The 25,329-nt window shown below is 29.5% G+C and carries 21 protein-coding genes, 1 tRNA gene and 1 pseudogene; 9 read left to right on the top strand and 14 right to left on the bottom strand.

Going from position 1 to position 25,329, the window contains the following annotated elements; genetic code table 11:
- Window positions 1–138: 138 nt before the first annotated feature.
- Window positions 139–1,533 (bottom strand): hypothetical protein, encoded by a 1,395-nt coding sequence (locus tag BLT88_RS08580; RefSeq protein ID WP_091954196.1) that lies wholly within the window; start codon window positions 1,531–1,533, stop codon window positions 139–141.
- Between the two features lie 184 nt (window positions 1,534–1,717).
- Between BLT88_RS08580 and BLT88_RS08575 the strand changes: the two genes are divergently transcribed.
- On the top strand, window positions 1,718–3,337 hold the full coding sequence (locus BLT88_RS08575; RefSeq protein ID WP_091954195.1) for an ABC-F family ATP-binding cassette domain-containing protein: 1,620 nt from the start codon (window positions 1,718–1,720) through the stop codon (window positions 3,335–3,337).
- Window positions 3,338–3,459: 122 nt separating this feature from the next.
- Here BLT88_RS08575 and BLT88_RS08570 read toward each other — a convergent pair.
- The 4 genes and pseudogenes from BLT88_RS08570 to BLT88_RS08555 all read right to left on the bottom strand — a co-directional run bounded on the left by BLT88_RS08570 (window position 3,460) and on the right by BLT88_RS08555 (window position 7,471).
- Window positions 3,460–4,400, bottom strand: a pseudogene (locus BLT88_RS08570) (LysR substrate-binding domain-containing protein).
- Between the two features lie 455 nt (window positions 4,401–4,855).
- Complete coding sequence (locus BLT88_RS14370; RefSeq protein ID WP_231959954.1) at window positions 4,856–5,497, bottom strand: acyloxyacyl hydrolase; 642 nt, start codon at window positions 5,495–5,497, stop codon at window positions 4,856–4,858.
- Window positions 5,498–5,506: 9 nt separating this feature from the next.
- Window positions 5,507–6,394 carry a 3-hydroxybutyryl-CoA dehydrogenase gene (locus tag BLT88_RS08560; protein ID WP_091954193.1) on the bottom strand — a complete coding sequence of 296 codons (888 nt, stop codon included), beginning with the start codon at window positions 6,392–6,394 and terminating at the stop codon, window positions 5,507–5,509.
- 99 nt (window positions 6,395–6,493) lie between these two features.
- Window positions 6,494–7,471: a Gfo/Idh/MocA family protein gene (locus BLT88_RS08555; RefSeq protein WP_091954192.1), complete on the bottom strand. Its 978-nt coding sequence runs from the start codon at window positions 7,469–7,471 to the stop codon at window positions 6,494–6,496.
- A gap of 190 nt (window positions 7,472–7,661) precedes the next feature.
- Here BLT88_RS08555 and BLT88_RS08550 point away from each other — a divergent pair, with 190 nt between their 5' ends.
- Window positions 7,662–8,303, top strand: coding sequence for a protein-L-isoaspartate(D-aspartate) O-methyltransferase (locus BLT88_RS08550; RefSeq protein WP_091954190.1), 642 nt, complete (start codon window positions 7,662–7,664; stop codon window positions 8,301–8,303).
- Window positions 8,304–8,339: 36 nt separating this feature from the next.
- Here the strand turns inward: BLT88_RS08550 and BLT88_RS08545 are convergent, their stop codons facing one another.
- Genes BLT88_RS08545 through BLT88_RS08535 form a run of 3 tightly spaced genes read right to left on the bottom strand, consistent with a single transcriptional unit; the run spans window position 8,340 to window position 9,987 of the window.
- Window positions 8,340–8,765, bottom strand: coding sequence for a DUF2147 domain-containing protein (locus BLT88_RS08545; RefSeq protein ID WP_091954189.1), 426 nt, complete (start codon window positions 8,763–8,765; stop codon window positions 8,340–8,342).
- Between the two features lie 9 nt (window positions 8,766–8,774).
- Window positions 8,775–9,302, bottom strand: a complete 528-nt coding sequence (locus BLT88_RS08540) for an HAD family hydrolase (RefSeq protein WP_091954187.1) — start codon at window positions 9,300–9,302, stop codon at window positions 8,775–8,777.
- Complete coding sequence (locus BLT88_RS08535) at window positions 9,286–9,987, bottom strand: Rossmann-like and DUF2520 domain-containing protein (RefSeq protein ID WP_091954185.1); 702 nt, start codon at window positions 9,985–9,987, stop codon at window positions 9,286–9,288. Before BLT88_RS08535 ends, BLT88_RS08540 begins: the two co-directional genes overlap by 17 nt.
- Before the next feature lie 73 nt (window positions 9,988–10,060).
- Between BLT88_RS08535 and BLT88_RS08530 the strand changes: the two genes are divergently transcribed.
- Complete coding sequence (locus BLT88_RS08530; RefSeq protein WP_091954184.1) at window positions 10,061–11,218, top strand: PLP-dependent aspartate aminotransferase family protein; 1,158 nt, start codon at window positions 10,061–10,063, stop codon at window positions 11,216–11,218.
- Here BLT88_RS08530 and BLT88_RS08525 read toward each other — a convergent pair.
- Entirely contained in the window at window positions 11,215–11,901 is a 687-nt protein-coding gene (locus BLT88_RS08525) for a DUF2490 domain-containing protein (RefSeq protein ID WP_091954182.1), read from the bottom strand. The two genes, BLT88_RS08530 and BLT88_RS08525, sit on opposite strands and share 4 nt — an antisense overlap.
- A 90-nt stretch (window positions 11,902–11,991) precedes the next feature.
- Window positions 11,992–13,821 carry an SLC13 family permease gene (locus BLT88_RS08520; protein WP_231959953.1) on the bottom strand — a complete coding sequence of 610 codons (1,830 nt, stop codon included), beginning with the start codon at window positions 13,819–13,821 and terminating at the stop codon, window positions 11,992–11,994.
- Window positions 13,822–14,165: 344 nt separating this feature from the next.
- On the opposite strand from BLT88_RS08520, the gene bshB1 reads away from it, so the two are divergent.
- Both bshB1 and BLT88_RS08510 read left to right on the top strand, forming a co-directional pair.
- Window positions 14,166–14,882, top strand: a complete 717-nt coding sequence (gene bshB1, locus BLT88_RS08515) for a bacillithiol biosynthesis deacetylase BshB1 (RefSeq protein WP_091954179.1) — start codon at window positions 14,166–14,168, stop codon at window positions 14,880–14,882.
- A gap of 54 nt (window positions 14,883–14,936) precedes the next feature.
- A tRNA-His gene (locus BLT88_RS08510) sits at window positions 14,937–15,012 on the top strand.
- A gap of 189 nt (window positions 15,013–15,201) precedes the next feature.
- Here BLT88_RS08510 and uvrA read toward each other — a convergent pair.
- Window positions 15,202–17,994 carry an excinuclease ABC subunit UvrA gene (gene uvrA, locus BLT88_RS08505; protein ID WP_091954178.1) on the bottom strand — a complete coding sequence of 931 codons (2,793 nt, stop codon included), beginning with the start codon at window positions 17,992–17,994 and terminating at the stop codon, window positions 15,202–15,204.
- Between the two features lie 232 nt (window positions 17,995–18,226).
- On the opposite strand from uvrA, the gene BLT88_RS08500 reads away from it, so the two are divergent.
- Window positions 18,227–18,811 carry an RNA polymerase sigma factor gene (locus BLT88_RS08500; protein WP_091955738.1) on the top strand — a complete coding sequence of 195 codons (585 nt, stop codon included), beginning with the start codon at window positions 18,227–18,229 and terminating at the stop codon, window positions 18,809–18,811.
- A gap of 237 nt (window positions 18,812–19,048) precedes the next feature.
- Here BLT88_RS08500 and nth read toward each other — a convergent pair whose 3' ends face one another.
- Window positions 19,049–19,708 carry an endonuclease III gene (gene nth, locus BLT88_RS08495; RefSeq protein WP_036786640.1) on the bottom strand — a complete coding sequence of 220 codons (660 nt, stop codon included), beginning with the start codon at window positions 19,706–19,708 and terminating at the stop codon, window positions 19,049–19,051.
- Between the two features lie 134 nt (window positions 19,709–19,842).
- Here nth and bcp point away from each other — a divergent pair, with 134 nt between their 5' ends.
- Window positions 19,843–20,295, top strand: a complete 453-nt coding sequence (bcp, locus tag BLT88_RS08490; protein ID WP_091954176.1) for a thioredoxin-dependent thiol peroxidase — start codon at window positions 19,843–19,845, stop codon at window positions 20,293–20,295.
- A 59-nt stretch (window positions 20,296–20,354) separates the two neighbouring features.
- Here bcp and BLT88_RS08485 read toward each other — a convergent pair whose 3' ends face one another.
- Both BLT88_RS08485 and BLT88_RS08480 read right to left on the bottom strand, forming a co-directional pair.
- On the bottom strand, window positions 20,355–22,802 hold the full coding sequence (locus tag BLT88_RS08485; protein ID WP_091954175.1) for a carboxypeptidase-like regulatory domain-containing protein: 2,448 nt from the start codon (window positions 22,800–22,802) through the stop codon (window positions 20,355–20,357).
- Window positions 22,803–22,807: 5 nt separating this feature from the next.
- Complete coding sequence (locus BLT88_RS08480; protein WP_231959951.1) at window positions 22,808–24,430, bottom strand: M23 family metallopeptidase; 1,623 nt, start codon at window positions 24,428–24,430, stop codon at window positions 22,808–22,810.
- A gap of 229 nt (window positions 24,431–24,659) precedes the next feature.
- Between BLT88_RS08480 and BLT88_RS08475 the strand changes: the two genes are divergently transcribed.
- Together BLT88_RS08475 and BLT88_RS08470 are read left to right on the top strand one after the other, a co-directional pair.
- Window positions 24,660–24,950 carry a hypothetical protein gene (locus tag BLT88_RS08475; RefSeq protein ID WP_091954172.1) on the top strand — a complete coding sequence of 97 codons (291 nt, stop codon included), beginning with the start codon at window positions 24,660–24,662 and terminating at the stop codon, window positions 24,948–24,950.
- 13 nt (window positions 24,951–24,963) lie between these two features.
- On the top strand, window positions 24,964–25,254 hold the full coding sequence (locus tag BLT88_RS08470) for a cell division protein ZapA (protein ID WP_036786630.1): 291 nt from the start codon (window positions 24,964–24,966) through the stop codon (window positions 25,252–25,254).
- Window positions 25,255–25,329 lie beyond the last annotated feature (75 nt).

Here is a 25,329-nt window from a genome sequence, read left to right as displayed (position 1 = left end):
TCTGTGTTTTTTTGGATTCACAGAACGCCCTGCTGCAAACCCGATTATAAAATTCGACTTGGTTTTTAATGAGTTACACTCAAAAATAAAACCGTGCAAAAGTACTGTAAAATTAATAGATATTGGATTAAAACCCAATTAATTAATCTCATTTAGTAATTTAAGATATGGATTTATGTTATAAGAAGAGAATGAAGCATATCCATTTGTAACTTTTCCTACTTTATTCACTAAAATACATCGAGGCATTTTACTAGTTAAAAAAGTTTGAGCTTCACTATTTTTATCAAGGTAGAATTGATCTTTGATATCAAGTTTTTTTATTCTATCTGAATCATTTCCATCAATTTTTATTTGAATAAATTTTATGTTTGGATATGATGTTGATAAGTAATTTACTCTTGAAACAATATAGCTTTCAGAATAATATTCTGGATTCCAAAATAAAAGCATGGCACTTTTACCTTTTATAATATCTTTAATTGATTTTTTCGAATCGGAATAATCAATAACATCAAAATCTTGAATTTTTTGATTCTTAACTACAGCTTTAGCGTCATTGACTATTTTTTGAATAAGTTTTTTATCTTTTTCACTAGTGCTAAGTTCAAAAAATTTATTGAGTGGGTCTTTATTTATGTTACAACTTGATTTATTATAAAAATGACTAATAAAAGTTTCTTTTAAAAGAGCATTTCTTGACTTTTCACTAACAATTTTTTTGTCAATTGTATTTAATAAATCAAACGTAAATTTTGCTGAATACGTATTTTTTACAGGAGGATGGCCTAAAGAATAAGTTTCGTTATATAAATAATTTTTAACATATCTATAATAAGGAGGATAATACATTAATAAATCCCTGTCAATTTTGATATTGTTTCTGAAGTTAAAAAAAGATTTATCTAATTCTGGAAAATTCCTAGTTTTCGAATATTTAGCATACATTATTGGGTATTTTTCAATTCTCGCCAGCAAGGGGTATGTAAGGGATATTTTTAAAACTTCACTAAATCCTTTTGTTTCATTCGGATGATTCTCTAAATAAGTAATGTAAGTTTTCAATTTTAAAACAAATAAAGAGTCCATTTTTTCTTTGAATTTTGTCGGCTCTAATTTATTTTGATTGTAAAATTCTTTTTTCTCTTTTTCATCCTCTAAAAAACAATCAATTAAAATGTTATTTCTTTCAGCACCTTCACCAGCAAAGACTAGAGATTCGTCAAAAGCCCAAGTATTTAGACGCAACATTAAGCTGTCTTTGGGCTCTAAGTATATATATTGACTTTCATTTCCATGAAAAAAAGAATACAAACCTTCATCGATACTATCTAATTTCCCAATAAATCTATTCGTTTTATCTAAGTAAAAAGTGTCAATGGCTTTGTCCATTGAAAAAAGAACAACATGGTTAGATTTTGGATTGATAATTTTACCACCAAAATAAGTTGCTCTTTTATTATTTTCTGATTTACAGCTAATTAAACCGATTAAGAGTAAAATTTGTAAAAAAGTTATAACTTTATTTATCATATTATTGGTCTAGGAAAACCTGATTACAAATTTAAGTATTCAAGGGAATGACAGTTGTTAATACGTTGTTAAAAATATTCTAAAGTAAATACCTATTAACTATGTTTTTTTATAAAAACCATTAAAAATCAGGTGGGAAAAGAGAAATCAATTTACTACTTTTGCAGAAATTTAAAATAATATTATGTTATCAGTTTCTAATTTATCTGTTCAGTTCGGTAAACGAATTTTGTTTGACGAAGTTAATACGAAGTTTCAGCAAGGAAATTGTTACGGAATTATTGGTGCAAATGGTGCAGGAAAATCTACTTTTTTAAAGATTATTTCTGGTGTTCAAGAACCAACTTCTGGTCAAGTTCATTTAGAGAAAGGGAAGAGAATGTCTGTTTTAACTCAAGATCATTATGCTTTTGATGAGTACCCTGTCTTAGAGACTGTTGTTATGGGTAACAAAGAGTTATTTAAAATTAAAAAGCAAATCGATGATTTATATGCTGATTATACAGATGAAAACGCAGAAAAGATTGGTGAGCTTCAAATAATTTTTGAAGAAATGAATGGTTGGAATGCAGATTCTGATGCTGCTGCCATGTTATCTAATTTAGGTATTTCTGAAGATGTACATTATACGCTCATGAGAGATTTAGATGGTAAACAAAAAGTTCGTGTATTAATTGCACAAGCACTTTTTGGAAATCCAGATGTTTTAATCATGGATGAACCTACTAATGATTTAGATTTTGAAACAATTGCTTGGTTAGAAAACTTTATTGCAAATTTTGATAATTGTGTAATTGTAGTTTCACATGATAGACACTTTTTAGATGCAGTTTGTACACATATTTCTGATATTGATTTTGGTAAAATAAATAATTATTCTGGGAATTATACCTTCTGGTATGAATCTAGTCAGCTGGCTTCAAGACAAAGAGCGCAGCAGAATAAAAAGGCAGAAGAGAAAAAGAAGGAGTTAGAAGAATTTATTCGACGATTTTCTGCAAACATGGCAAAGTCAAAACAAGCAACTTCTCGTAAAAAAATGATAGAGAAATTAAATGTTGATGAAATTAAACCTTCAAGTAGACGTTACCCAGCTATTATATTTGACAGAGATAGGGAGGCTGGAGATCAGATTTTGAATGTAGAAGGTTTATCTAAGGAATTTGAAGGAGAAAAGCTTTTTGATGATGTACATATCAATCTAAATAGAGGGGATAAAATTGCAGTTATTTCAAAAAATTCAAGGGCAGTTACTGCGTTTTATCAGATTATCACTGCTAATGAAAAGCAAGATACTGGTAAGTTTTCATGGGGTATTACTACAACACAGTCTTATTTACCTCTAGATAATTCTTCTTTTTTCCAAGATGGAGAATTGAATTTAGTTGATTGGTTGAGGCAATACGCACAAACTGAAGAAGAGCGTGAAGAAGTTTTCTTAAGAGGATTTTTAGGGAAAATGATTTTTTCTGGTGAAGAGGCTTTAAAGAAAAGTAATGTGCTTTCTGGAGGAGAAAAAGTGCGTTGTATGTTATCTAGGATGATGATGAAAAGAGCCAATATTTTAGTGCTAGATGAACCAACAAATCACTTAGATTTAGAATCGATTCAAGCCTTAAACAATTCGTTAATCAATTTTAAGGGAACAGTTTTGTTTACAACGCATGATCATGAGTTTGCGCAAACTGTAGCGAATAGAGTTATAGAATTAACGCCAAAAGGTGTTATCGACAGACACACTTCTTTTGATGAATATTTGTCAGATCCAAAAATTAAAGAATTACGTGAAAAAATGTACTCATAAAAAATAGTAACATTTTTTACGAATTACTGATAAATTCAAAAACCTAATTTAAAATGCATATTGCTTTAGATTAGGTTTTTAATTGTTCTCTAAATATTACTCTTTAAATTCTTTAACTAATTTTATTTCTTTTTTAAAGGACTAATAATTTTTACATCAGAAAAAGAAATTGCACCTCTAATAACGCCATCAATCGTTTTATTTAAAGCTTCAATTAATTGCATTTTTAGTTGTGATTTATGATAAATTAAGCTGACTTCTCTTGCGGGGGGGGAGTTGTAAATTCACGTAAAAGTGTTCTATCAACTTCATTTAATTCTAATGTATGTAAATAGGGTAGAAGAGTCATTCCTAAACCTTCTTTAGAAAGTTTAATCAATGTATCAAAACTACCACTTTGTAACTGAAACCCTTTTTTATTATCAATCTTATGAGTTCTACACAAATTAATCACACTGTCTTTAAAGCAATGTCCATCTTCCAACAAAAGAATATCTTCCATTTCTAACTCATCAGCAGTAATAGTTTTGTTTTTATATAATCTATGATTTTGAGGAATTAAGCAAACAAAAGGTTCATAATATAAAGGCCTTTCTCTAATTGCTTCATTTTCTAAAGGGGTTGCCGCAATTGCAACATCTATATGACCATCAGATAATTTTCTAACAATTTCTTCAGTCGTTAATTCTTCAATAATTAACTTTACTTTTGGATATTTTTTAGTGAAATTTTGCAAAAACATAGGCAATAAAGTAGGCATTATCGTTGGGATAATTCCTAATTTAAATTCACCACCAATGAAACCTTTTTGTTGGTGTACAATATCTAAAATTCGGTTACTTTCATCAACAATAACTTTAGCTTGCTCAACAATCTTTTTACCAACTTCAGTCAATTCAATCGGTTTTTTAGAGCGATTAAATATTTGAATACTTAATTCATCTTCTAACTTTTGAATTTGCATACTTAAAGTTGGTTGAGTAACAAAACTATGTTGCGCGGCCACCGTGAAATTTTGATACTCTGCAACTGATAAAACGTATTTTAATTGGGTAATGGTCATTATAATAAGATTTTCTGATAAAGATATTAAAACTATCAATATTAATTATAGTTTAATGATAATATTTTAAGTTAATTCTAATTTAGAAAATAAAAACTAGTAATAAATGATCATAAATATTTAGATTTAGACATAAACCAACTTAAATATTTAGCTAAAAAAAATAAATGGTTGATTAGCTTGTTTTAAATGAATTATAAAATTTTATGAGGTTTGTATTAAAATATAATAGGTAAAATTTTCTATTGATTACACTTAAAGTTTGGGGTCTTGCAAACAGATTATAATGTTAAATAGATGAAATATCAGAACACATTTTAACTTTTCAAGGCAAGCATTTGCATAATTTTGAAGATTATGTGCGTTTAGGTTCTGTCCTGGCAGGAACGAATATTTCTCATGATATTGATGGTGAAAAAGTGGCTGTAAATTCGTTTTCAGAATGATGTTTTTATCTATTCTAAAACATAAGAATATCCAATTTCTATACCCAAAACATTATATCCATCATTTGGTTTTTGGAAATTTAAATTTGAAACATGTCCAAAGTTAGTTCCAATATATAGATAGCTATTTTTAACTATTTTATATGAAAATCCTAAAGAGAAGTTTTCTATAAACGTAAATCCTTTTGTTAATCGTTCTGTTCTTGTATCAATAAAAGATAAACCTAAACTTATTGTGCCTTGTAAATTTAATTTTTCTGTTATTTCTTTTTTTGCTCCAAAACCAAATTCTAAACCATATAAATTCATCATTTTGACTTTCGTAAATTCAGTTCTTTTTTCTAAATAATTTTCTTGATCAGGTGTTATAAATTGCTCATTAATTAGTTGATGTTTTAAAAATTGAACCTGAGGTTGCACAATTAATTCTAGATTAATATTTTTCCATTTTCCAAGTTTATAAAATACCTGAGCTTTATAAGTATTTGTAATATATGTATAATCTACATCATCAAAAATGAAGTTTTCATTTGAACTAAAATTATATAAAAAACCAAGTTTATAAGGTTTTAGAATAGATTTATTTCTCTCTTGGCTAAAAGAAGTCATCACAATAAAGAGTGAAAAAAAACTTAAGAACTTGTTTTTCATTGTTTTGAGTTAACTAAACATTTTAGCAACTTTTTCAGCTTTTCTGTTTTCTGAATAATCATAAAAACCTTCACCAGATTTTATGCCCAATTTCCCGGCATTCACCATATTTACTAATAAAGGACAAGGCGCATATTTAGGGTTTTTAAATCCATCATACATTACATTTAAAATAGACAAACAAACATCTAAACCAATAAAATCAGCCAATTGTAAAGGCCCCATTGGATGCGCCATACCTAACTTCATAACCGTATCAATTTCTGCAACACCAGCAACATCATTGTATAAAGTTTCAATCGATTCGTTGATCATTGGCATTAAAATTCTGTTAGCAACAAAACCAGGATAATCATTAACCTCAACCGGAATTTTATTAATTTTTTTACTTAAAGCAACTGTAAAGCGCATTACCTCGTCAGAAGTATTGTAGCCTCTAATAATCTCAACCAACTTCATCACTGGCACAGGATTCATAAAATGCATTCCAATTACTTTTTGAGGTCTGTTGGTAACAGCTGCAATTTGAGTAATAGAAATTGAAGAAGTATTTGTAGCTAAAATGGTTTCTTTAGCGCAAACTTCATCTAATTCTTTGAATATTTTAGCTTTTAAAACTGCATTTTCAGTAGCCGCTTCAATAACTAAACTTGTATTTTTAACACCTTCTTGAATGGAAGTAAAAGTAGAAATATTACTTAATGTTTTTTCTTTATCAGCTTCAGAAATTTTTTCTTTAGCTACCATTCTATCTAAATTTTTGGTGATAGTTGCCATTCCTTTTTTAAGTGCAGTCTCAGAAATATCAATCAATTGAACTTTATAATCAAATTGTGCGAACGTATGCGCAATTCCATTTCCCATAGTTCCAGCACCAATTACCGCTAAATTTTTCATGAATATTTATTTAAAAATTTATAGTTATAACAAATAAAGTAGATCAATATTGAATCTTTTAACATTTGGTATTACACTATTTTTTATCGAAAAGAGATTTTAATGTTTATCTCCAGTTTTAAAACAGTCAATTATCCATTGTGCAATTCTTAATGCTTCAGTTCCATTATGCAAAGTTACAATAGGTGTTGTGTTGTGAACAATTGCATCAGCAAAAGTTTCCAACTCATCTAAAATAGCGTTATTATTTACAACTTCTGGATTTTCAAAATAAATTTGTTTTTTAACACCTTCATCATTTTGTAGAATCATTGCAAATTCATCTGGGTTTTTTGGAGCGTCCTGAATTCTTACAATTTCAGATTCTTTACTTAAAAAGTTCACAGAAATATAGGCGTCCTTTTGAAAAAAGCGCGTTTTACGCATGTTTTTCATAGAGATTCTACTCGCTGTTAAATTTGCTACACAACCATTTTCGAACTCAATTCTCGCGTTTGCAATATCAGGAGTTTCAGAAATAACAGAGATGCCACTAGCATGCACATTTATAACTTTAGATTTTACTACAGAAAGAATAATATCGATATCATGTATCATTAAATCTAAAACTACAGGCACATCTGTTCCTCTTGGATTAAATTCTGCTAATCTGTGCGTTTCTATAAACATTGGGTTATCAATCATACCTTTAGCGGCAATAAATGCAGGATTGAATCTTTCTACATGGCCAACTTGACCTATAACGTGATATTGGCTTGCCAAAGTTCTAATTGCTTCTGCTTCCAAAACAGTTTTTGCTATTGGTTTTTCAATAAATATGTGACGTCCCTTTTCGATTGATTTTTTAGCACATTCAAAATGAGATAAAGTGGGGGTAACGATGTCTACAACATCTACAGCCTCAATCAATTCATCAATAGAATTAAACAAATTATAGCCAAATTCAGTAGCTACTTTTTGTGCATTTTTTGTTAATGGATCAAAAAAACCAATTAATTCATATTTTTCAGATTCTTGTAATAAACGAAGATGAATTTTTCCAAGATGACCGGCACCTAAAACGCCAACTTTTAACATAAATATTTTTTTTGTTTTTGAGAATAAAGTAAATTAATTTTATAACAGAAATATTACTTTGTTATTCTTAAAATTAGAGACATTTATTTAGTATTTTCCAATTTTAAAATTGGATAATAACAAAGATACAATTTTATAAGAATCTATTTAGATTTATTAGTATTTTTAGCCTTTAGAAACTTAACAAGAATTGAAAGACACAGCAAAACATCAAGGACTTAGAAATCAATTAGTTACCGTATTAAAGGCAAAAGGTATTACAGATAAAAATGTATTAAAAGCGATTAAAAGTATTCCACGTCATTTGTTTATTGATTCTAGTTTTGAATCTCATGCGTATCAGGATAAAGCTTTTCCTATTGCTGCAGAACAGACAATTTCTCAACCTTATACAGTTGCGTTTCAATCGCAAACTTTGACCATAAAAAATGGAGATAAAGTTTTAGAAATTGGAACAGGATCTGGGTATCAAACAGCAGTTTTATTAGAATTAAAGGCAGAAGTTTATTCCATAGAAAGACAACACGAATTATTCAAAAGAACTTCTTTATTTTTGCCAAAATTAGGTTATAAACCAAAGAAATTTATTTTTGGTGATGGTTACAAAGGTCTGCCAGAACAAGCTCCATTTGATAAAATTATAGTAACTGCTGGCGCACCATTTGTTCCAAAACCATTGTTAGGGCAACTAAAAATAGGCGGAATGTTATTGATTCCCGTGGGAGATACAACTCAAATTATGACTTTGTTTATTAGAAAATCTTATAAAGAATTTGAAAAGCATGAATTAGGAGATTTTGCTTTTGTACCCATGTTAGAAGAAAAAAATTAGGCCGAATAGTTTTCGTGTTTTTATGATTTTCTAATTTTACTCAGCTCTTTCCCAATAGGCTGTTTTTCCAAATAGAGCAAGGCCAATATAACCTCGCAGTTTCAATTTATTTGGTTTTATTAATTTGATATAGCATTTATAAATTTTTCCATTTCTGGGATCTAAAATATTACCTCCAGACCATTCTTCTCCGTCTTTTTCTAATCCTGTAAGAATGTTTAAGCCTAAGATAGGCCTGTTTTTGTTTTCATCTTCACATTTTTCGCAAACAGCATCTTTTCTTGCAGCATCTTTAATATCAACAACTTTTGCAAAAGCTTTTCCATCTTTTTTATAGACCTCTATTACAGAATCAACTTCTCCGGTATTTTCATTGGTTGAATGCCATTTTCCGAAAATATTTTGTGCGTTTATAGACGCAGTAATTATCAAGAACGTGAAAGAAATAAGTATTTTTTTCATAAATTTATATTAGTCATATTTAGCATTAAAATTATTGTCCCATTTTCCTTGAACTCGCAAAATTTGCTCAATAATATCTCGAACGCAACCTTCACCACCTTTTTTGTATGAAATGTATTTAGATATGCTTTGAATTTCTTGAACTGCATCGTTTGGGCAACAAGGCAATCCTACCAATTTCATTACCGGAAAATCAGGGATATCATCACCCATATACAAAACGTTTTCTGGTTGTAATTGATATTTATGAACTAATTCTTGATATTGCTTTATTTTATCATGCGCACCTAAATAAATGTCTTTAATACCTAAGTTAGCTAAACGTGTTCTTACCCCTTCATTATTTCCACCAGAAATAATACAAATATTAAAACCTTGATCCACAGCGGTTTTTAGGGCATATCCATCTTTAATACTCATGTGTCTTACTAATTCACCATCTGGCATTATAGTAACTATGCCATTTGTAAGAACTCCATCTACATCAAAAATTAAGGTATTTATATTGGGTAATAACTGTTTATAGCTTATCTCCATTTTGGATTGATTTTGTAAAGATTTTATAGATTTTTTGTTGCTTTTTATCTAGCAAATTTAAATGATTTTTTATTGTTTTTTCATCATTTCTTATAGCTGGTCCTGTTTGTGCTTTTTTTGGAGATAATTCCTCAATTTTTGAGGCTGTTTCTTTAATTAAGGGTTGTAAAATTTCAAAAGGCACGTTATTTTCCTTACAAATATCGTTCCCAATTTTATACAGATGATTCGTAAAGTTATTTACAAAAACTGCAGCTAAATGGATTGTTTTACGCTGTTCTGAATTTATAGCATACATTTTTTTTCCAATTGACTTTGCAAGTTTTTCCAATAAATTATAATCATTTTCATTTTCAGATTCTAAACAAAAAGGAACTTCAGAAAAATCTACTATTTTATCTTTAGAGAAAGTTTGTAACATATAAAAAACACCCTTTCTTGTGGTGTTTTTTAAACCATTCATGGCCACACTTCCTGATGTATGAACTACAAAATGGTTCTTAATTTTGGATGAAACTTCCGCAATGGCATCATCTGAAACAGCAATGATCGTAATATCCGCTTGCGGAATGATTTCTAAATCTCTAGAACTTACATGAGTAACATTTATAGCAGGAGCATTTAAAAAAGCAGTGTGTAAATGTGCAGCAACATTTCCATTTCCAACAAGTAAAACTGATATCATAAAACGAAGATATTGTTTTTTTGTAGAAACTAATCAATAGGTTTTCTTAAATTAGCAATATAAATTTTCTGAAATGGATAAAAGTAAAAAATTAGGAATAAACTCAACTTGCGTTCATGTTGGTGAAGTAAAAGATGAGCAATTTAAGGGAGCAATTTCTCCAATCTACATGTCTACTTCTTATGCTTTTGATGGAGTAGATGTGAAGCGCTATCCTCGATATTTAAACACACCAAATCAAGAAATGTTGTGTAAAAAAATTGCGGCTTTAGAACATTCAGAAGATGCTTTGATTTTTAGTTCAGGAATGGCTGCAATTTCGAATGCCATGTTAGCTTTTTTACAAAAAGGAGATCACGTAATTATTCAACAAGTAATTTATGGAGGTACATATAACTTTGTGGTTGCTGAATTTGATAAATACGGAATAGAATATTCTTTTACAGAAAGTGATAAAGTGGATGATTTTAAAAGCTTAATCAGAAAAAACACGAAGATTCTTTATATAGAAACGCCTTCAAATCCGTTATTAGGCATTACAGATATGAAAGCAATTTCTGTTTTAGCAAAACAGCATGAGATCATAACGATGATGGATAATACATTTGCCTCACCGATCAATCAAAACCCTGTTGATTTTGGAATTGATATCATTTTACATTCTGCTACAAAATATATGGGCGGTCATTCTGATATTTCTGCTGGTGCAGTAGCAGCATCCAAAAAACATATAGAACAGATATGGAAAACTGCTATTAATTTTGGTGGTAATTTGAGCGATCAAACTGTTTGGTTATTAGAAAGAAGTTTAAAAACCATGAATTTGCGTGTAAAAGAGCAAACAAAAAATGCTCAAATTATGGCTGAATATTTTGAGGGTAATCCCAATATTGATAAGGTATATTATCCAGGATTAAAGAGTCATCTACAGTATGAAATTGCAAAAAAACAAATGAAAGGTTTTGGCGCCATGTTATCTTTTGAATTAAATAAAGGAATTGATGCAATGAAATTTCAAAACAGTTTACAATTGATAAAACCCTCTATGAGTTTGGCTGGTGTAGAGAGTACAACTGTAAGTCCTACGCAAACTACACATGCTTTATTAAATGAAGAAGAACGTTTAGAGAGAGGAATTAAAGATGGCTTAATAAGGTTTTCTGTAGGTATTGAAGAAACAGAAGATTTAATTGCTGATATAGAACAAGCAATAAAAAAAGCAAAGAATTAAATCTTTGCTTTTCTGAAATCAAACTTTAGATTAAGTTGTGCAGATAGTCTGTTAAAACTTTTTGTTTTGTAGCTATGTCTTGCATACCCAAATTGGAAATTCATGTTTTTATTAATTTTGACACCTAAACCTGCATACGCTCTGTTTTGATGAAAATCTAACCCGTTTATTAAATGGTAATGAATTTCATCATAAAAAGTAATGGACAATCTTTTATTAATTGGAAATGAACTTTTAAAACGATAACGAATTCTATTTTTAAATTTATACTGTGTTTCATATTCAATAAAACGTTGCTCTAATTTAAATCTATGAGATAATGAAAATTTATACACTTTATATTTTACACTAATTTGCTCAATAGTCCTATTCTCTATTAAGTACGGATCACCTGTTTCTTCGAAACTTGTATCTATACTTCCATATCCATATCCAATTCCAAAAGATACAGCATTATTAACCTTATAATTTAATCCAATAATAGCTAATAATAAGTGCTGATTGTCTACAATTTTATAATTCCAATTCGTTAAAGAACCGCTAATACTAAATTTATCAGAAACTTTGCTAGAGGTGGTAACTGCATACCAAGTTCCTAAAGAATTTTCACCTTTGTTCGTGCTTTGTGCATGTAATCTAATAATTGAAATGAATAATAATATGTAAAATATTCTTGTTTTCATAATGTCTAAGTCTAAAATGATTAAGTTTTTTAAGCTTAAATTAAGAGCCTTATCGAGATTATATATTTTTTAAGTAATTAGCTTTATTGATTAAAAAGGCCAAATAATTGGTACAAGAATAATTGTAGTTATTAAAAAGATGATTAAAAGCGGCAAGCCTACTTTAAAATAATCCATGAACTTATAATTACCAGAGCTCATAACCATTGCATTTGTGGTCGTTCCTATAGGGGTTAAAAATGCGGTTGATGCACTAATGGCAATAGTAATTAAAAGTGGTTCAGGATTTACTTGCAAGATGCTCGCAGTTAATAATACAATTGGAGCCATTAAAACAGCTGTTGCAGAATTATTTATAAATTGACTAAATGTTGTAGTTAGTAAAAAGATTCCTGCCAATAATAAAGTCGGATTTTCTTTTCCTAGTAAATCAATAATAGCATTAGAAATCATTACTGCAGCACCAGTTTTTTGTATTGCAACCCCCATAGGAATCATAGCAGCAATCATTACCACACTCGTCCAACTAATAGCTTTGTATGCTTTAGAAAAAGGTATGCAGCCAGCAAATAGTACAATTCCTGAAGAAATTAAAGCAGCAATAGAACCTGGAACAACTTTAAAAACTAACATCACAATCATTAATATTAAAGCACCTAATGCTATGTATGATTTAGGAGTTAAATCATCTACATCTTTTAACATTTCTTCTGGACTTCCAACTACAACTAAATTTTCGTGTTGATTTTTTAACTTTTCTATATTTCTCCAAGGACCTCTAATAATAAAACTATCTCCAGATTTTACAGTAATTAAATCTTCTAAATACGGTTTTCTGTGTCTAGAAGTAGCTAATAACTGAATGTCATATCTTTTAAAATATTCATGTAATTTAATTTCTCTTCCCACTAATCGCGAATTAGGTGTAACCAAAACCTCAGACATTCCTACCTCTTGACTTATTAAATTGTTTCTTAATTCGCTTTCAGCGGACTCTTTTGCTAAAAGTCCTAATCTAAAATTAATCATCAATTTATTAATATCTTCAGTGGTACCTTTTACAGTAATAATATCATGATATCGCAATTCGGTATTTTCCTTAGGCATTTCAATAAAAGGTTGTGTTCCTTTTAATCGATTTGGGTGTCTTCTCTTTAAACGAATAATATTTATTTTATACTTATTTTCTAAATCCCAATTACTAATTTTTGTATTGATTAATGGAGATACAGATCTTATTCTTAGTCTGTAATAATCATTTTCAATTTTATAGACTTCAATCCATTCATGGAGCGTAGAATCTATATTAATTGGTTTGTTGTTGGTTTTGTTTTTAGGTAAAAGTTTAAAACCTATATATCTAAAATATAAAATGGCAATGATTAAAAGAGGCAAACCAATCAATCCAAATTCAAAGAAAGAAAAACCTTCAAAACCAGCTTCAATTAAACTATTGTTTACAATAATATTTGGTGGAGTTCCCGTTAATGTTAGCAAACCACCAGTATTAGATCCAAAAGCAACAGGAATTAATATTTTTGAAGGTAATGTACCAATACTCCAAGCGGAAGATATTGTGGCAGGTAATAAAGTAGCTACTGTACCTGTATTACTAACAAAACCAGATAAAACTCCAGAACCTAGAGTAATAATCACTAATAGTTTAGGAACACTTTTCCCTGCTAAATCAATTAGTTTTCTCCCTGCTAAGGCGGTCCATCCTGTTTGTGATAAACCTTCACCAATGATAAACAAAGCAGCGATCATAATTACGGTAGGATTGCTAAAACCACTTAAAGTTTCATTTAGATTTAAAATTCCACATAAAAATAAGCTTAGCATGGATACTAGGGCAACGACATCTGGAGAGTATTTTCCCCAAATAAACACACCAATTGTAATTGTTAAAATAACGAGCATTAAAACCATAATTATCTAATTTTTATTAAATATTTCTCTTTCTTTAAGAAGGTAAAATTAGGGCATTGTTGGCTGATTTTTATGACAAATGTCATCATTTTAAAACTCTTTTAATTTTTATGATTATGATAAAAAACAATGCTTAATTTTATTAAAATGCATCCACGAAAACGAAATAGAAATATCTCTTTTTTAAATAATTTCTTTAATTTAGTTACTTTAAGGGATTGTTTATTTAATATTGCTCAATTATAGGATACTATTAAAATAAAATCATGACATTTTTTTCGTTTTAAATATTTTTTTGATCCAAAAAGAAGATGATTTTTAAAAAAGAATAATTTATGAAATTAGATATTTTAGCTTTTGGGGCACATCCAGATGATGTAGAATTAGGTTGTGGAGCAACCATTGCCAAAGAAATTTTTTTAGGTAAAAAGGTAGGGATTGTAGATTTAACAAGAGGTGAGTTAGGTACTCGGGGTTCTGCAAATTTAAGAGATCTCGAAGCTAAAAGCGCAGGGGATATTTTAGGAATATCAGTGCGTGAAAATTTGCGCTTTGCTGATGGGTTTTTTATAAATGATAATAGACATCAGTTAGAAATTATTAAAATGATTCGTAAATATCAACCAGAAATTGTTTTGTGTAATGCTATTGATGATAGGCATATAGACCATCCTAAAGGAAGTAGTTTGGTTTCTGATGCTTGTTTTTTAAGCGGATTAGTAAAAATTAACACCTCTGTAGAAGGTAAAAATCAAGAAAAATGGAGACCAAAAAAAGTCTATCATTATATTCAATGGAAAAATATTGAACCGGATTTTGTAGTTGACGTTACTGGTTTTGTTGAAAAAAAAATTGATGCTGTATCAACATACTCATCTCAATTTTATGACCAAAATAGTAAAGAACCAGAAACGCCAATAACTAGTAAAAATTTTATTGATAGTATTAATTATAGAGCTAGAGATTTAGGGCGATTAATTAATGTGGAATACGCAGAAGGCTTTACTACAGAACGTTATGTTGCCGTAGAAAATTTAGATAAATTAATTTGATTTTTTCTTTCTTAGAAAAAGAAAAAACAATTATATTTGCATCCGCAATTATATGGTGGTTGTAGCTCAGTTGGTTAGAGTATCGGTTTGTGGTACCGAGTGTCGCGGGTTCGAGTCCCGTCTTCCACCCAAAAGACAAAGTCTTCTCTATTTAGAGAAGACTTTTTTTGTTTTTAAAATGTATATAGGATTAAATTTAAATATTATGGAATTTTAGAATTTCAAAAGAAGCAATCGTACCTCAAAGTCTCCACTAACTCCTGATTTAAAGATTGCTTCAAATATTCCTACTAAAACTATAATTAGAGTTTTTGTATTCTTAGAAAGTTAGCTTTTCTGCTAAATATTTAGCAGTATACGATTTTTTATTTCTTGCTAATTGTTCAGGAGTTCCTTGGAAAATGAGATTTCCACCTTTTTTACCACCATCTAAACCTAAATCAATAATATAATCGGCACATTTTATGAGTTCAATATTATGTTCAATTACAATAATCGAATGTCCTTTATCAATTAAGGCATTAAAAGAGCCTAATAATTTTTTAATATCATGAAAGTGTAGACCTGTTGTGGGCTCGTCAAAAATAAATAAAGCTTTGTCTTTGGAATTTCCTTTTACTAAAAACGATGCTAGTTTAATTCTTTGGGCTTCACCACCAGAAAGGGTAGAAGAGGATTGCCCTAATTTTACATAACCCAAACCAACATCTTGTAAAGGTTTTAATTTATTGGCAATTTTAGGCACTAAGTTTTCAGAGAAAAATGCAACAGCATCATCGATAGTTAAGCTTAAAATATCGTCAATAGATTTTCCATCAAATTTTACTTCTAAAACTTCTTTCTTAAAACGCTTTCCATTACAAACGTCGCACTCTAAATGCACATCTGCCATAAATTGCATTTCAATAGTTACTTCACCTTCACCTTTGCAAACCTCGCAGCGACCACCTTCAACATTAAAAGAAAAATGCTTTGGTTTATAATTTCTAATATTTGACAATTTTTGATTAGAATATAACATTCTAATATCATCATAGGCCTTAATATAGGTTACCGGATTTGAGCGTGAAGAACGCCCAATAGGATTTTGATCTATAAATTCTACGTGTTTTAAATTTTCGAAATTTCCTTTTATATCTGTATGCTGTCCAATTTTATCTCCATAGCCAATCAACTTTTTTTGCATTGATGGATATAAAATATTTTTGACTAATGTGCTTTTCCCGGAACCTGAAACTCCTGTAATTACAGATAAACAGTTTAAAGGGAATGTAACATCAATATTTTGGAGATTATGCTCTCTTGCTCCAATAATTTGTATACTATTTTTTGAAGTTCTACGTTTTGTAGGGACTTCAATTTTTAACTCTTCATTTAAATATTTTGCTGTTAAAGAGTCTGATTTTAAAATTTTTTTAAAAGTTCCTTCTGCAACCACATGACCACCAAAAGTTCCCGCCTCTGGTCCAATATCAATGATGTAATCAGCTTCTTTCATGATGTCTTCATCATGCTCTACAACAACAACGGTGTTTCCTAAATCACGTAAATCTTTTAACACTCCTATTAAACGTTCTGTATCTTTTGGATGCAAGCCAATGCTTGGTTCATCTAATATATACATAGAGCCAACTAGAGAACTACCTAGAGAAGTTGCTAAATTTATACGCTGACTTTCACCACCAGAAAGAGTATTTGAGGTTCTGTTAATCGTCAAGTAAGACAGGCCTACATCGGTTAAAAATTGCAAACGATTATTAATTTCAGTAAGTAAACGTTTTCCAATTTTTGCTTCGTACTTATCTAGTTTTATGTTTTTAAAAAAGAGCGTTAATTCATCTAAAGGAAGCGTAACCAAATCAGAAATGGTATGATCATTTATTTTTACAAAATCGGTTTCTTTCCGTAATCGTTTTCCATGGCAAGAAGTACATTTTGTTTTTCCACGATAACGCGAAAGCATTACTCTATTTTGAATTTTATAACTTTTTTCTTCTAAAACAGTAAAAAAATGTTGAATTCCTTTGAAGTTTTTGTTTCCACTCCAAACCAATTCCTTTTGGATTTCAGTGAGCTCGAACCAAGGTTTATGGATCGGGATATCAAATTGATAGGCAACATCAATTAAGTCTTCTTTATAATGCAAATAAGAAGGTGTCTTAAAAGGAAAAATACAGTCTTCAAAAATTGATAACCCAGTATTTGGTATCACTAATGCTTCATCAATTCCAACTACATTTCCATAACCTTCGCAAGTTGGACAAGCGCCATAAGGATTGTTAAAACTGAACAAGTGTGTATTGGGCTCTAGAAAAGACATGCCATCTAAATCGAACTTATTACTAAACTCTGCCACCTGGTTGTCTTCTAAATTTTCAATAAAACAAATTCCTTTTCCTTCAAAAAAAGTAGTTTGAATTGCATCTGCCAATCTGTGGTAAAAATCTTCATTATCTTTCGTAATAATTCTATCAACCACTAAAAATAAGGCTTCATTTTTAAAATCTTTTTGTGGGAAATCTGCAATTCTGTATACTTTATGATTCCACTTTAAACGGGCATAACCTTGTTGTTCTAAAACCTGCAAGACAGTCTTTAAATCTCGATTTTCATCGATAATAATTGGTGCTAATAAAAGTAGTTTCGTTTTTTCTTGAAACTCTTTAACGAATTTCACGACATCAGAAACAGTATCTTTTTTTACTTCTTTACCAGAAATAGGAGAGAAGGTTCTACCAATTCTTGCAAACAAAAGTTTTATGTAATCGTAAATTTCTGTTGATGTTCCCACTGTTGAACGTGGATTTGTAGAATTTACTTTTTGCTCAATGGCAATCGCAGGTGCAATGCCTTTAATATAATCTACTTTTGGTTTGTGCAATTTACCTAAAAACTGACGCGCATAAGAACTTAAACTCTCTACATATCTTCTTTGACCTTCAGCATATAAGGTATCAAAAGCTAAAGAAGATTTTCCAGACCCAGAAAGACCTGTAATGACTACTAATTTTTTTCTTGGAATAACGACATCAATATTTTTTAAATTATGCAGTTTCGCACCTTTAATTATGATGTTTTCTTTAGGGTTTACAGTAGAAATATCAATCTTCATTTAATCTTAAAATATGCTATAAAAATACCACTATTTTCATCGAATTTAAAATAATAATAGCATTGAATTTGTTAAAGTATTTGTAAAAATAGTTGTAAAATTTAAAAATAACCTTTATATTTGAGGTTATAATAACCTTCTTAAAAAACGCATATAGCTAAAAATTACTTTTAAATTATTGATAAATAATAAATAAGAGAGATACTTTTCTTTCTTCAAAAAAGTAGTTATGATGCGTAATAAAAAAGAAACAGACAGCAATTTAGTAAAGAGTTACATCGAAGGGAATGAATTTTCTTTAGAAATCCTAATTAAAAGACATCAGCAAAGATTATACAGCTTTATTTATAGTAAAATTCAGGATAGAGATATTACTGAAGATGTTTTTCAGGATACCTTCATTAAGGTCATTAGAACGCTGAAAAAAGGAAATTATAATGAAGAAGGTAAATTTTTACCTTGGGTGATGCGTATCTCTCATAATTTAGTTATTGATCATTTTAGAAAATCTAATAGAATGCCAACATTTAAAAATACTGATGAATTTGATATTTTTTCTGTTTTAGGTGATGGGAGTTTGAATGCTGAAAAAAAAATTATCCAAGAGCAGATCTATAGTGATGTAAGAGATTTAGTGAAAGAATTGCCAGAAGAACAAAAAGAGGTTTTAATAATGCGCATGTATAAAGACATGAGTTTTAAAGAAATAAGCGAGAATACTGGTGTTAGTATTAATACAGCATTGGGCAGAATGCGATATGCTTTAATAAATATGAGAAAATTAATAGAAAAACATGAAATTATTTTAGTAAACTAATAATAAAAGTAAAAAAGTGTCGTTAATATTTTATAACCAGTAGATTAAATAAAATATATGATGAAACTTTACACAAGAAAGTCATCCAATTTACAGATGCAACCTAAACAAGAAACAGTTCAATTTTTGATTAATTTTTCCAAATCGCTAACTATTGCGAAAATTAAATCAAAAAATTTCATTGAATTGAATTTGAATTAAGAGTGGAAAAAGCTTCAACTAACGTTGAGGCTTTTTTTATTGCTTTATTTTTTTATAATATTCCTCCAAAACTGATTTTCTTCCAATGGTTTTGGTAATGATATCCTGGTCTAAATTCCACCCTCGTGCAGGAGAGTATTCTCTGCCATACCAAATAATTTGTAAGTGCAAATCATTCCACAATTCTTTTGGAAACAAACGTTTTGCATCTTTTTCTGTTTGTGTAACATTTTTTCCGTTTGTTAAATTCCAGCGAAATAGTAATCTGTGAATATGAGTATCTACAGGAAATGCCGGAATACCAAAAGCTTGACTCATAACCACACTTGCCGTTTTATGACCAACAGCAGGCAATTCTTCTAAACCTTCAAAACTTTGCGGAACTTCTCCGTTATATTTTTCAATCAAAATTTTCGATAAACCATATATTCCTTTGCTTTTCATTGGCGATAATCCACAAGGTCTAATAATTGCCTTAATTTCTTCCACAGACATTTTTATCATGTCAAAAGGATTATCCGCTTTAGCGAATAATAAAGGTGTTATTTTATTCACTCTCACATCTGTACATTGTGCAGATAATAAAACAGCAATTAACAAAGTATATGGATCTTTATGATCTAAAGGAATTGGAATTTCTGGATATTTTTCTTCAAGTGTGTCAATTACAAATTGAACTTTTTCTTGCTTCGTCATAAAATGAGTTATAAAGTTGTAAAGTTAAAAAGTTGAAAGTAAAGTAGACTGTTTTAAAAATTTATTTTTTCAAGAATAAACTTGAAAGAACTTTATAAACTTTGTACTTTTAAACTTTAAAAACTATTAAGAATATGACATCACTAAAAATAGGAGATAATGCTCCACAATTTGAAGCAAAAGACAATGTTGGAAATACAATTAAACTAACTGATTACGCAGGTAAAAAGTTAGTGTTATTCTTTTATCCAAAGGCAAGTACGCCTGGCTGTACTAATGAAGCATGTGATTTAAGAGATAATTATCAAACTTTTTTAGCGAAAGGATATGACGTTTTAGGGGTAAGTGCAGATTCTGCCAAAAGACAACAGAATTGGATAAATAAACACGAGTTACCATTTCCTTTGTTAGCAGATGAAGATAAAGCTGTTATAGAAGCTTTTAATGTTTGGGGACCAAAGAAATTTATGGGAAAAGAATATGACGGAATTCACAGAACTACCTTTGTTATTGACGAAAATGGAGTTATTGAAGACATTATTTTAAAAGTGAAAACAAAAGCACATGCTGCTCAGATTTTGGGTTAAAATCTCTGCATACATCGAAATATACAAAAGAGTTAATGAAAGTTAACTCTTTTTTATATTTAAAATTTCATGCCAACTTTAAAATTTAAAATTCTAGAGGTCATGTAATTAGGTATTCCGAATTGTGTTTTAGAGTATACATCTCTTACCCACGTATTTGTTATTGAATTCTGAATATCAAACATATTAAAGAGCTCTAAACCAGCGGTTAATTCTTTGAATTTAGAAAGCCAACCGGTAGTATATTTTTTACTGGCATCCACAAAAATGTAAGAAACACCTAAATCTGCTCTTTTGTAATCTCTTAAACGTTCTTGAAATTGATATACATCTGAATACGCAGGAGCACCTCCAGGAACTCCAGTATTATAAACTAAATTTAAGTATACTTTTAAATCAGGTAAATTTGGCATGTAATCTTGAAACAAAATTCCAAATTTTATACGTTGATCAGAAGGCCTAGCAATAACTCCTCTATTATTTATATTTTCTTCGGTTTTTAGATATCCTAAACTTACCCAACTTTCACTTCCAGGCACAAACTCTCCATTTAAACGTACATCAATTCCGTTTGCAAAAGCAGTAGTAACATTATCAGCTCTATAACGTATTCTTACGTTATCAATCGAATACGCATTAACATCAGATAAATCTTTAAAATAAACTTCTGTCGTCAGTTTAAAAGGTCTATCCCACATTTGAAAACTGTAATCCATTCCTGCAACAAAATGAATTGATTTTTGTGCTTTTACATCTACATTTATATCACCATTAAAATTTCTTAATTCTCTATACGATGGCGGTTGTGCATATAAACCACCAGAAACTCTAAACAACATATCTTTTTGCCAATTTGGCTTGATAGAGAATTGTGCTCTTGGACTAATAATAGTTTGACTTTTAGATTTTATTCCATTTCCTGTAACAGACCAATTATGAGCTCTAATACCTATATTATAAAAAATTTCATGCTCATTCCAAAAAGAACGTTGGTTGAATTGTGCAAAGCCAGAAACTCTATTTATTGCAACATTATTGTCTTTTCTTATATTTTGATACGGCGTAATTTCTCCTTCAAAAGGCTCATATGGTTGATCGTTTGCTACATGATAAGGAGGTCTAATAGAAAACCCTAAAGAGTCAATAATTTCCCATTCTCTAATTCTATCTTTAATCTCTTCTTTTTGATATTTAGCTCCAAAATTCCATTGATTTTTCCCTTTTTTAATGGTTCCTCTAACTTGAAGATTAGAAATTAAAGCATCTAAATCATTACGTGCATGATTTAGTTGTGAGCCAATTCCTTGAGAAAAATTTACTTCGCCAAAATTTTGAGAACCAATATTGGCATCAACTTCACCTAAACTATACGCTGCAGCAATATCAAAATGTTCTTCTTCTTGGGTATTGTATCTAGAAGCTGTAGTTGTTAAAGTAAAATTTTTATTTACTTTATAATCAGCAGATAAAGCGCCAAACATTGTTAAATACTTATCTTTTTCTTGTCCAGAATAAAAAACTATCAACTCTAATGGATTCGCTACTGTTCCAAAACGTGTTCTTCTTGATAATGGTTGGTAATCGTAATTGTTTAAAGAAAAGTTACCTAAAAAATTAAGTGAAAATTTTTCTGAAAATTTATAGGTTAAAAAGGTTTGTAGGTCTGTAAATTTTGGTCTAAAATTGGTTTCAATTTTTTTGCTATTTACAAATAAACTATTGTCTCTATATCGAACACCAGTAATTGTATTCAGTTTATTTTTAAAAAACTGACCTTCAAAAGTTACACTTGCACCTAGCAAACTTGCATCTATGGTGGTGGCAGTTTCTTTTGGTTTTCTATACGTAATGTCTAAAACGGATGATAATTTATCGCCATATTTTGCTTGAAATCCACCCGCAGAAAAATTAATATTTTGCACCATATTCGAATTGATAAAACTTAAACCTTCTTGCTGACCAGATCTAATTAGAAAAGGTCTGTAGATCTCAATTCCATTTACATATACAAGGTTTTCATCAAAATTACCACCTCTAACATTGTATTGAGTGCTTAATTCGTTGTTATTACTTACCCCAGGTAAAGTCATTAAAACGTTTTCTACACCTGCGTTTGGGCCAATAATATTTTTAGCTTTTTTAATATCAATATTGGTAATTCCTGAAGCTATTTTTCTATTATCTTTAATAATAATTTCATCTAGTTGTTCAGTTTTTAAAGTTAAAGTAGGGGAGAAGCGAACGGTATTTCTGCTGTTTGCAGTAAATTTTTTTGTAAAAGTTCGATAAGAAACGTGACTAAAGACTAAAGTAATTTCTTCTTTAAAAGGAATTCTTAGTTGATAATTTCCAGCTTTGTCACTTACAGTTCCAGTATTTCCAAACTTTATAGACACTTTTTCTATAGGTGCTCTCTGATTATTTTTAACAGTACCTTTTAAGATTGTGGTTTTTTGGGCTACTAGAAAACTTGGTAATAGTAACAAAAAGAAGCATATTTTTTTCACAAAAGTTAGTTTATTTGTTTCTTAAAGAACGTTGCAGAAAGCTCATTCGTATTTCCTACATTGTCTGAGACTACAATTTTAAAGATATGTTTGCTACCAACCAATTTTTTATCACTAAAATTATAGGTTAAAATTCTTTTTTTATGATTGTATTGCATTAAAATCCATTCTCCATCAATAGTTGCTCGGTAGTTTTTAATACCAGAATCAATATCAGCAATTTTAACTTTTAGTGTTTTAGCATTTGAAATCCATTGTTGATCTTGGAGGTATAACAATTTAATGGTAGGTTTTATAGTGTCTGAAAGTAAGGTGTAATTGCCTAAAATTTTTGTTGTAATAAAAAAAGTACTGTCTTTTTTTCTGGTATATTGATATCTTGGGTATTTTGGATATTCAACGTTTGCAATATATAAGGATTGTTTTTCAGCTTCAGAATACTTAGAAACATTAAACGTTAATGTAAAACTTTTATCTAAAGGAATTGTTGGTGTATGAATTTTTGCGATTTCTTTATCAACATTAAAATCTAAATACACATCTTCATAAAAAGTGTTTTTAGGAAAAGCAACCGTTACATTTTGTTGTGTGAACTTATTAAAATTCTTAGTAATCACATTATAAGCTGTTGTATCTTTTTGTTTCGTGAAAATAGCGTTGCTTTCTTTTCCCGCAACAGGAATTTTAAGGGAACTTAGATTTCCTTCAAAATCTTTTGCAATAATTTCTATTGCATAGTTTAAATTTTTTTGGATGTTGATTTTCCCATTATTTATCAAGTCTTCATACGTAGATAAAGCATTTGAAGTTGCTTTATGTGTTTTTTGATATCGTCTTTTGTATTTTTTAAAATGTTCATAGTCAATATGTAAATTTAAAAATTTACTTTCTGCAAATGAAAAAGTTTCTACATCATGATAGTAAAAACGTTTACCATTTACCAGCATTTCTAAACTATAGATTCCATTTTTATTTGGTGCTTTGTTAAATCGATCAAAAACACTAACCCCAAAACCAATCAGAGCACTTGCAGTAATTCTACCAGCAGTATATTTGCCTTTACCAATACTTTTAATGGGGATTTGGTAGCTTTTTCTTTGTTGGTTGATTCTTGCATCTGAACTTAAAGCATACACTTTGAGGGCTTGAAAAACAGGAGCTTTTGTGTCTTCAACTTTCAAGCCAAATAAGAGCGGGTTTATAACATGTTCTGTAGCAGTATTTCTAATCTCATAATGTAAATGTGGTCCTCCAGAGCCACCAGTATCACCAGAATAAGCAATTATTTCTCCTTTTTTTATAGGGAATTTATCTTTTTTAAAATATAAGTTTCCAGTAGCATAATTTTCTTTCTTATATTGAATTGATTTTACATATTGTTCAATTGCATCAGTAAATTTGCTTAGATGACCATAGACAGTTGTATATCCATTTGGATGTGTAATGTAAATCGCTTTTCCATAGCCAAACTGCTGCACTTTTATTCGGGAAACATAACCATTTGCCGCAGCAAAAACATGTAAGCCTTCCTTTCCTAGCGTTTTAATATCTAAACCTGCATGAAAATGATTGCTGCGTAATTCACCAAATGAACCAGATAAAAGAATTGGTATATCTAAAGGGTTCATAAAATAATTCTTTGGATATTTTTCTTGAGAAAAACATAAAAAATGAAGCAATAAAATGGAGGGAACTAGTAGTTTTTTCAAAATGCATTTATTATTTCGGTAAAAATAGTGAAAATCATTGTTTTTATAATTTGTTTAATTTCAGTGAATTAGTAAAAAAGTGATAAAATGTTGTAAAGTATAAAACAGAATGTTAACTTTGTAGAGATAGATTATTCTAAAATGTAAGATGAGTAATACGATAGAAGCAATTCATTTACTGGAAGATAAGTTAAAAATACTACTTTCTAATTATGAGTTTTTAAAAAGTGAAAATCAAATATTGCTTCAAAATAACACAAAATTACAACATCAACTTTTAGAAAAAGAGCAAAATTTAGTAGCGCAAAAAAAAGAATTTGATATGCTGAAAATTGCTAAAACTATTGAAGGCAGTAGTATAAATACTAAAGATACAAAACTGAAAATAAATACATTGATTAGAGAAATTGATAAGTGTATTATTCAGTTACAAGAATAAAGTTCTTTACATTGTGGAAAAACTAAAGATTAATATTGTAATTGCAGGCAGAACTTATCCTTTAAGCGTTAATAACATTAAAGAAGAAGAGGGGATGCGTAAAGCTGCAATAGCAATTAATAATCTAATTTCTATGTATGAGCAAAATTACGCCGTTAGCGATAAACAAGATGTTTTAGCAATGTCTGCGCTGCAATTTGCATCTAAATTAGAAATATTATCTTTGGATAAAAACCACACAAAAAAAGAAGAAATAGAAAAAATAAGTGAACTTACTAAATTGGTAAGTTCTCATTTAAAGTAAGTTCATTAAAATACATTAACAACACACTGCCTACGTTAGTAATTGTTTATTAAACTCAACACTATTCTATTATGA

This window comes from Polaribacter sp. Hel1_33_78 (assembly GCF_900106075.1).
GTDB lineage: Bacteria > Bacteroidota > Bacteroidia > Flavobacteriales > Flavobacteriaceae > Polaribacter.
Note: the sequence above shows the minus strand (reverse complement) of the source record. Positions and strands in the feature narration are given on the sequence as shown.

Bases quoted from the DNA above. Each gene is read 5' to 3' on its own strand.
- BLT88_RS08575 (WP_091954195.1), top strand. From the start codon at position 1,718: ATGTTATCAGTTTCTAATTTATCTGTTCAGTTCGGTAAACGAATTTTG.
- BLT88_RS08545 (WP_091954189.1), bottom strand. From the start codon at position 8,765: ATGAAAAAAATACTTATTTCTTTCACGTTCTTGATAATTACTGCGTCT.
- BLT88_RS08540 (WP_091954187.1), bottom strand. From the start codon at position 9,302: ATGGAGATAAGCTATAAACAGTTATTACCCAATATAAATACCTTAATT.
- BLT88_RS08480 (WP_231959951.1), bottom strand. From the start codon at position 24,430: ATGAACCCTTTAGATATACCAATTCTTTTATCTGGTTCATTTGGTGAA.
- BLT88_RS08555 (WP_091954192.1), bottom strand. From the start codon at position 7,471: ATGTTAAAAGTTGGCGTTTTAGGTGCCGGTCATCTTGGAAAAATTCAT.
- uvrA (WP_091954178.1), bottom strand. From the start codon at position 17,994: ATGAAGATTGATATTTCTACTGTAAACCCTAAAGAAAACATCATAATT.
- bshB1 (WP_091954179.1), top strand. From the start codon at position 14,166: ATGAAATTAGATATTTTAGCTTTTGGGGCACATCCAGATGATGTAGAA.
- BLT88_RS14370 (WP_231959954.1), bottom strand. From the start codon at position 5,497: ATGAAAAACAAGTTCTTAAGTTTTTTTTCACTCTTTATTGTGATGACT.
- BLT88_RS08580 (WP_091954196.1), bottom strand. From the start codon at position 1,533: ATGATAAATAAAGTTATAACTTTTTTACAAATTTTACTCTTAATCGGT.
- BLT88_RS08530 (WP_091954184.1), top strand. From the start codon at position 10,061: ATGGATAAAAGTAAAAAATTAGGAATAAACTCAACTTGCGTTCATGTT.
- BLT88_RS08500 (WP_091955738.1), top strand. From the start codon at position 18,227: ATGCGTAATAAAAAAGAAACAGACAGCAATTTAGTAAAGAGTTACATC.
- BLT88_RS08520 (WP_231959953.1), bottom strand. From the start codon at position 13,821: ATGCTCGTTATTTTAACAATTACAATTGGTGTGTTTATTTGGGGAAAA.
- BLT88_RS08560 (WP_091954193.1), bottom strand. From the start codon at position 6,394: ATGAAAAATTTAGCGGTAATTGGTGCTGGAACTATGGGAAATGGAATT.
- BLT88_RS08475 (WP_091954172.1), top strand. From the start codon at position 24,660: ATGAGTAATACGATAGAAGCAATTCATTTACTGGAAGATAAGTTAAAA.
- nth (WP_036786640.1), bottom strand. From the start codon at position 19,708: ATGACGAAGCAAGAAAAAGTTCAATTTGTAATTGACACACTTGAAGAA.
- BLT88_RS08535 (WP_091954185.1), bottom strand. From the start codon at position 9,987: ATGATATCAGTTTTACTTGTTGGAAATGGAAATGTTGCTGCACATTTA.
- BLT88_RS08525 (WP_091954182.1), bottom strand. From the start codon at position 11,901: ATGAAAACAAGAATATTTTACATATTATTATTCATTTCAATTATTAGA.
- bcp (WP_091954176.1), top strand. From the start codon at position 19,843: ATGACATCACTAAAAATAGGAGATAATGCTCCACAATTTGAAGCAAAA.